5 protein-coding genes are annotated in these 6,772 nt (G+C 52.8%); 1 reads left to right on the forward strand and 4 read right to left on the reverse strand.

Translation table 11 applies throughout. From position 1 onward, the window contains the following. Positions 1 to 507: 507 nt before the first annotated feature. The 4 genes from purF to ACJROR_RS01245 all read right to left on the reverse strand — a co-directional run bounded on the left by purF (position 508) and on the right by ACJROR_RS01245 (position 6,380). On the reverse strand, positions 508 to 2,025 hold the full coding sequence (purF, locus tag ACJROR_RS01230) for an amidophosphoribosyltransferase (protein WP_406038495.1): 1,518 nt from the start codon (positions 2,023 to 2,025) through the stop codon (positions 508 to 510). A gap of 358 nt (positions 2,026 to 2,383) precedes the next feature. After that, complete coding sequence (locus ACJROR_RS01235; protein WP_406038493.1) at positions 2,384 to 2,869, reverse strand: CvpA family protein; 486 nt, start codon at positions 2,867 to 2,869, stop codon at positions 2,384 to 2,386. A 128-nt stretch (positions 2,870 to 2,997) separates the two neighbouring features. Continuing rightward, positions 2,998 to 4,722, reverse strand: coding sequence for a Sip1-related alpha-galactosidase (locus ACJROR_RS01240; RefSeq protein WP_406545513.1), 1,725 nt, complete (start codon positions 4,720 to 4,722; stop codon positions 2,998 to 3,000). 311 nt (positions 4,723 to 5,033) lie between these two features. Further along, on the reverse strand, positions 5,034 to 6,380 hold the full coding sequence (locus tag ACJROR_RS01245; RefSeq protein WP_406545514.1) for an ATP-binding protein: 1,347 nt from the start codon (positions 6,378 to 6,380) through the stop codon (positions 5,034 to 5,036). Between the two features lie 177 nt (positions 6,381 to 6,557). On the opposite strand from ACJROR_RS01245, the gene ACJROR_RS01250 reads away from it, so the two are divergent. Continuing rightward, on the forward strand, positions 6,558 to 6,772 hold a 215-nt coding region (locus ACJROR_RS01250; protein WP_406545515.1), incomplete at its 3' end, for a hypothetical protein.

Here is a 6,772-nt window from a genome sequence, read left to right on the forward strand (position 1 = left end):
ATTAACGCTGTTTTATCCGCATAGTAGCTGTTGCTCTCAATAAGCTCATGAAACGTTTCACCCCCGATGTTAACCGGCTTAACCATAATGCTTGTCCTTTTGATGTCCTGACATGACTCAGGCTTTTGCGGCAGCCCGGATACAGAGGGCACCGCAAAAAAAAGTAATTTAAATATATTCAGTAAACAAAGTCTTCTTATCTATGTCAAAGCCGGCACATAAAAAATCATTGCTTTGTCACTAAAACAAAGGCGGAGAAGGGCTCCGTTATCGGGGATAAGCGAAGGGACGGGGTAATTGCGGTCTCTCCGGACCGCCGGATTCTCAAGAGAGGGATTTTGGCATGCCGTACTTGCGAAATACCTGCTGAAAACTCCTCTCAGGATTTTCCGAAGCCTAAAAGAGCTTGTAAGATCTCCTGATAAAAAAACCGGGGCCTCCTTTTCGGGAAGTCCCGGTGCTGTTTCACCGCTGTTTGCCGCCGCTTTTCAGGCTGCTTTCAGGGGATCAGGGCTCGTTATAAATCTCCAGATTTTCCGTGGAATCGGTCCAGGCCTTGTTAGCCTTGGCATCATCGTTTCTGACGGAATCCAGATAGCTGAGATAGGCTTCGTCAATGTCGCCGGTAATATAGTCCCCGTCAAACACGGAGGTCTCAAAGCGTTCCAGAGCCGGGTTCTCCAGCATGACGGCCTTCTTCAGATCCTCCAGAGACTGGTAGATAAGAGCATCGGCGCCGATAAGACGGCAGATCTCGTCGTTGCTGCGGCCGCAGGCGATAAGCTCCTTGTCGGAGGGCATGTCAATGCCGTACACATTGGGATAGCGGATTTCCGGAGCCGCTGATGCAAAATACACCTCGGCGGCGCCGGCCTCCCGGGCCATTTCCACAATCTGGGCAGAGGTGGTGCCCCGGACGATGGAGTCGTCCACCAGAAGCACTCTCTTGTCTTTGAATTCGGCCGGGATGGGGTTCAGCTTGTTGCGGACGCCCTTCTTTCTCTGCTTCTGACCGGGCATGATAAAGGTTCTGCCGATATAGCGGTTCTTCACAAAGCCCTGCCGGTAGGGAATGCCCAGATTCCGGGCGATCTCCACGGCAATGTCGCAGCTGGTCTCCGGCACCGGGATCACCACGTCGATTTTAAGATCCTTGTATTCTCTTTTGATCTTATCGGTAAGCATGGTGCCCATGTGCACTCTGGCGGCATAAACGGAAACCCCGTTCATGATGGAATCCGGCCGGGCAAAATAAACATATTCGAAGATGCAGGGATTCAGGCAGGGATTGTCGGCGCAGACTCTGGTATGAAGCTCGCCGGTTTCGCTGATAAAGACGCATTCCCCCGGAGCCACGTCTCTCATAAGCTCAAAGCCGCTGACATCCAGGGCCACGCTCTCGGAGGCCACCATGTACTCGGTTTTGCCGTCCTCTCCGGATCTCCGGCCCAAAACCATGGGACGGATGCCGTGGGGATCCCGGAAGGCCACAATGCCGGCCCCGATAATCAGAGCTACCACGGCATAGGCGCCCCGTACCATGCCATTTACCTTCTTTACGGCGGCAAAAATCTCATCCGGGGTCAGGGTCACGCCGGAGCTCGACTTGTCAATCTCATGAGCGAAGATATTCAGGAGCACCTCGGAATCAGAGGTGGTATTGGTATGCCGGCGGAATTCGCTGAGCTTTTCCCGGAGCTCCCGCACATTAGTGAGATTGCCGTTGTGAGCCAGGGTGATGCCGAAGGGGCTGTTCACGTAAAAGGGCTGCGCCTCGGCGGCAGAGGAAGAGCCGGCGGTGGGATAGCGCACATGGCCGATGCCGATGTTTCCTCTGAGACGATACATGTGCTTGGTTTCAAACACATCCTTCACAAGACCGTTGGCCTTGCGCTGCTTGAAATTGCCGTCATCAACGGTAACGATTCCGGCTGCATCCTGACCTCTGTGCTGCAAAACAGTAAGAGCATCATAAAGGGACTGATTAACTGGTGAAGTGGCAACAATGCCGACAATACCGCACATGCTGATATCCTTTTTGTAGGTAGAAAACAGGAAACGGTCCCCTTCCCCGGCCGGGGAATCAGGCTTAAAACCGTAACCGCAGGTGACTGATTTCCGGTATTATAACGGTTTTGAGGGAATGATTTCATAATTTTTTCATCCGCCAAACCCCTCTATTTCCCCCTGAAAAGCCGCCATTGTAACGCGTGATATAAATCACAAAAAATAACAAGACGGATCCTCGTCCGCCCCGAGGAAAACAAAAAATGCAGCACCCCGGGGATCCTGCATTCATTGTTTTATGAGTCTGTATTTTGTGAGCCCTTACTCTGTCGGACGGGCCCGTCTTTTAAGCCTCTGCTCTGTCAGGCTGCCCTTCCTACATGAGACCGAAGTACTGCAGAGCGCTTACGGCCAGCTTGTTCACCTCGGGAAGGATCTTGGCATTGGCGTACCAGGGCTGACTGGGCAGCGTGGCAAAAAAGCCGTACTTCAGTATCAGCTGGAAGCACATGGCCGCGGCCAGCACGATAATGGCGCCCCGGGCCAGACCGAACACCATGCCCAGCATTCTGTCGGTGCCCGAAAGCCCCGTCTTCTTAAGAATGGTGGTTACCAGATAGTTGATGAGACCGATAACCATAAGGGAGCCGAAGAACAGCGACACCAGAGCCAGAGCAATCTGAATCCTGGTGTCATCGGTGAAGGTGAAAAGCTTCGCCATGGGCTCGTAGAAATTGCTGGCCACGAAAAAAGCCACAATCCAGGCCACCAGAGAAAGGATTTCCTTGATAAAGCCCCTGAAGGCGCTGACCATGGCGCTGATAACCAGGATGGCCAGAATTACAATATCAATCCACTGCATGCTATTTTGTCCATTCCGGCAGAAATCCGCCGGCGCGAAATCTGAAAAAAACAGCGCAGATTTTAGCGGAAAACGGATCTGTTAGCAAGATGGCAAAATTCCCCCTGTTCGCCCCCGGTCAGATCTCTCTATGACGCCCGGCCGACTCTTCCTGCCGTGTCCCCGCTCTCCCGAAAACTCCGACTGAGCTCCGGGGGAATCAGAATTTCCGCATCCCCGGAAGGCACCCGATCCTCCTCGCTGACTTCTCTTCCGGCAAAGATGCGGTACATCCCCTGATAAAGCGCCAGGGGTTCGCCGCTCCCGCCTCCGAATACGGTGATAATGCCCCGGGCATTCCGGAACACGGTAAGGGCCTGATTCAGGGGATCCGATCTCCGCCGTTCCGGATTCTGCTTGAGGAGGCTCCGGAGGAATCTGACGCCGCCGGGAAGATTGGCCTTGCTCAGGGGATCTCCCAGCAAAAGCAGACCTCCCAGGGCGAAGGCCTGAGCCGTCATCACCCGCACCGCCGCCTCCGGGGGCTCCCGGTCTCCGACTTCTGCGGTGAGAATGCAGTCCGGATCCATGGTCCAGAGAGCGTCAGCCATCCAGTAGCGGTAACGGAGCATTTCAGAATTAAGATCAGCCCTTTCCTGACTGCGTTCGGCATCATCGCCGAGACGCATGACATTAAGAAGCCCCAGAGACGGCCACAGGGGAGCGTTGCAGCCGATAAGACAGGCATCGGCTCCGGCGCCCTTTCTGATCGCCGTGAGTCCCAGACGGTAACGGGAAATCCAGGTTACTCCGGGCTGCCGGGAGACCGTGCCCGGCACCGCGCCGAAGAAGCAGGCATCCAGCTTGAAGCAGGAAACGCCGTAATCCCGGCGGAGGATGCGAAACATCCGGGAAAGATGCTCCCGCACCTCGTAAAGGGAGGTGTCCAGGAGATACCAGGGGGTGTCCCGCCAGCCGCCGTAGGTAATGCTTTCGGCCTTGAGGGGTTCTCCTGATTCATCTGCAATAAACCAGTCCCGGTGCTCCCGGAAAATCCGGGATCCCGGACTGGCGATAAACGGGGCCAGCCAGAGAGCCGGACACTTGCCCTGCGCCAGAATGTCCTCGCAGATCCGCTTTACCCCGGAACGGAAGCGGGGAGAACGATCCAGCCAGTCCCCCATGAAGGGCTGATAGCCGTCATCGATAAGAAGAAACTCCAGATCCGGCCAGTCCTCGGCCATGATGTTAAGATTCTCTTTTATGAGATCCTCGGTGATGCCGGCGTAATAGGCATACCAGGAGCACCAGCCGGAGGCGCGGGCTCCGTACACCGGCGGCATGCGGATGGAGATTCTCCGGGCGTACTCGTCCAGAATTTCATCCTGCTTTTCCCCGGTGAGAAAGCAGACATATTCCGCTTCATAATCCGAGCCGGCCTTAAGGGTGATATCCCCCAGATCCCAGTAAACCTCCAGGTCATTGCCGTTCTTCCGGAAAAAAATATCGGTCTCGCCGCAGGAGGTGGCGCCCATAAGATGCCATCTCTCATCGGCATAAAACATGAAGAAATTGGAGCCCAGCACTCCCTCAAGGCCGTGGTACAGCCGGTAGTCCCGGGTTTCGTCAATGCGTCCGATATGCCGGGGATGCCCGAAGGAGCCGGCCGTCAGGGACAGCATCTGATAGCCCTCGCAATAAATAAGAGCGTCCTCAGGCAGCGTCATCTCCAGGATCCTGACCAGGCCGGGGCGGCATTCCTCCGCCGCGTGAAAGCAGAGCCGGTACTCCGTGGTCAGAGCATCGGGGACAATGTAATCATTTCCGGAAAAGGAACCGTTTTCCGTAAGCGCGCAATGATAATCCATGGCCATGACATCCTCCTCCCCAAGCCGGCGACTCCTTCCTGAAAATTACCCGCCCCGGGGCCGGAGGTCAAAGAAAGATTGCGAAATCCCCTCCTTTTGTGACAAAAATCCCCCCGGGGACAAGGAAGCAGGGATGTTTTCAGAAAACATCCGGAAAACAGGCGCCTATAACAGAAACGGAGGCTTTCTATATCGGAGAAAGGGAGGCATAAAAAGCAACTCCGGAATAAAGCCTGGCTGAACTTCAGGAACTGTTTTATAAGAGGCGGGAGGTTTTCCCTGAGGTTCCGGTTCGTGCGTCGCCAGCCTCATTCAGATCATGCGGGTGAGACAGCACCGAGCAGCCAGTCAATAAGACTGAGCGATTTGATGCCGCCGTAATCACTGTAAAGGCCGGGATCCAGAGACAGGACAATCTTGGCATAGTTATCGCGGATCCCCTGAAGCGGGGCCAGTTCCCGCCGGCGGACATCCTCTCCCAGCATGGATTCCGTCACCTGAACATAAATTCTGTCTCCGTCTCTCACGGCAACAAAATCGATTTCAGCATTGTCAGCCTTGCCGACAGCAACATCATAGCCCCGGCGGAGGAGCTCGAAATAAACGACATTTTCCAGAGCATGGCCCCGATCCCGATCTCTGAATCCTACAAGACAGTTTCTGAGCCCCAAATCGGCAATGTAGTATTTTCCCAATGAGCGCAGGTATTCCTTTCCCTTCAGATCAAATCTTTTAATCTCATAGAAGAGGTACGCGTCCAAAAGTGCTCTGACGTAGGATTGCGTGGTATGAGCACTGGGGACACGAGCGTTGGGAGATCCTTTGCTCCCAGTGTCTTTAAACAGCCCTGAACTTATCAGTGTATTTCCAATGGAAGTTGCGGATATACTGCTGCCGATACTGTCAGCAAGGTACGTGATGATTTTCCGGAGGAGTGCCGGATCCGTGATCTTCTTCTGTCCCTGGCGTTTTTCTCTTTCAAGGATATCCCGTATGACCACTGTCGAGTATATCCCCTCCAAAATAATCAGGGCCTTTTCCTGACTGAGTTCGCTGTCGCAGATTCCGGGCATGCCGCCGTACCGCATATAGACATCAAAGAGCTCCCGGCTCTGGTACTGCCTGCCATTCCGGTCAAATATCAGTTTGCGGATACCTCCCAGAGGAATTTCAGTCTCCTGGATCTCAAAGTCCTGAAAATCAAGAAATTCCGTAAATGACAGCGGCAACATTTTTATTTCCACATACCTGCCGGCCAGATACGTGGCATACTCGGAAGACAGCATGTATGAATTGGATCCAGTCACGTATATATCGCAGTTGAACTCTACCCTGAAGGCGTTAACGGCATTTTCCCATGCGGGAATCAACTGTACCTCATCAAAGAAAAGGTACATGCGTCTCTCTGGCAGAATACGGTCTTTTACATAGGCATAAAAATCCGCTGCGGTCATGTTCCTGAAAGCAAATGATTCAAAGTTCATTTCAAGGATCTGTTCTGGAAGGATTTCATGCTGCATCAAATGGTTAATCATTATTTTGAGCAGACTGGACTTGCCGCATCTCCGGATTCCAGTTACCACCTTGACCGGTTCTGTGTCCTGAAAAGCTATAAGTCTGTTCAGATATAAATCCCGTTTTTTTAATTCCTTCGAATTAATCATTCTAATGTCATCCCTGCAATCATCCCGACACTCGAAGAATAGCATAAACTATTGATAAACGATAGTTTTTTGCACTAAAGTGCATTAACTCTCGATGAATGATAGTTTTTTGCACTAAAGTGCATTAACTCTCGATGAATGATAGTTTTTGTACTAAAGTGCATTAACTCTCGATAAATGATAGTTTTTGCACTAAAGTGCATTAACTTTGAAAAAACGTTCCTTTCATCGTCCCCGGAAAAAAGCAGCATCCCCGCAGCAGAAGCCAACGGGGATTACAATGGGGATGGAGAGAAACGGGAAGAAGGCGGACTCGTGCCCTGCAGGCGCTTATGGGAGTCCCGGCGGCAATTTTCCAAGACTGTTCTCTCAGCATTCATATTTGATGCAGA

Origin of the sequence: Succinimonas sp. (genome assembly GCF_045225735.1) — a bacterium.
Lineage (GTDB): Bacteria > Pseudomonadota > Gammaproteobacteria > Enterobacterales > Succinivibrionaceae > Succinimonas.

Bases quoted from the DNA above. Each gene is read 5' to 3' on its own strand.
- purF (WP_406038495.1), bottom strand. From the start codon at position 2,025: ATGTGCGGTATTGTCGGCATTGTTGCCACTTCACCAGTTAATCAGTCC.
- ACJROR_RS01235 (WP_406038493.1), bottom strand. From the start codon at position 2,869: ATGCAGTGGATTGATATTGTAATTCTGGCCATCCTGGTTATCAGCGCC.
- ACJROR_RS01240 (WP_406545513.1), bottom strand. From the start codon at position 4,722: ATGGCCATGGATTATCATTGCGCGCTTACGGAAAACGGTTCCTTTTCC.
- ACJROR_RS01245 (WP_406545514.1), bottom strand. From the start codon at position 6,380: ATGATTAATTCGAAGGAATTAAAAAAACGGGATTTATATCTGAACAGA.